General features: G+C 30.5%; 1 protein-coding gene. It reads left to right on the top strand.

Annotated elements, in window-relative coordinates; genetic code table 11:
* The coding region (locus CBI42_RS11195; protein ID WP_256963813.1) for a tyrosine-type recombinase/integrase at window positions 1–557 on the top strand (557 nt) is incomplete at both ends.

Raw genomic sequence — 557 nt, 5'->3', positions numbered from 1 at the left:
CATAATTGAAGAGAATCCCTTCAATCAATTGCGCTTTCAATTTAGAACTGAAAAAGTATTGCCTAAAACGATTCCGTATGACATTCTGAAAAGCATTTTTATATATTTAGAACGGAAAGTAATTGTATCTAAAACTGACTATCAAAAACAACACGCTGAAAGAAATCTACTAATTATTTCACTTTTACTTTCAACAGGCATCAGAATTTCTGAACTTTGCCACATTCATCTCAAAGACATTAATCTGTCTAATAAGACACTCCATATTATAGGAAAGGGTAAGAAAGAACGTATCCTATTTTTAGGAGATCAAAAAACATTCAATTTATTAGAAACATATATAAATAAAACAAGAAATGAATCCAATGATTTCTTGTTCCCAGGGAAACATTCACTTAAACCATTGTCAGAGCAAAGTGTACGTTTAGTAATAAAGAGAATCGTTGAACAAAATAACTTTTCTAGAACTATTACACCGCATATGTTTAGACATAGCTTTGCGACAATGCTTCTAGATAGTGATGTAGATATTCGATATATTCAACAAATTCTTGGAC

Origin of the sequence: Streptococcus sp. KR (assembly GCF_002238115.1) — a bacterium.
Taxonomy (GTDB): domain Bacteria; phylum Bacillota; class Bacilli; order Lactobacillales; family Streptococcaceae; genus Streptococcus.
This window is presented reverse-complemented; position numbering and strand designations above follow the sequence as displayed.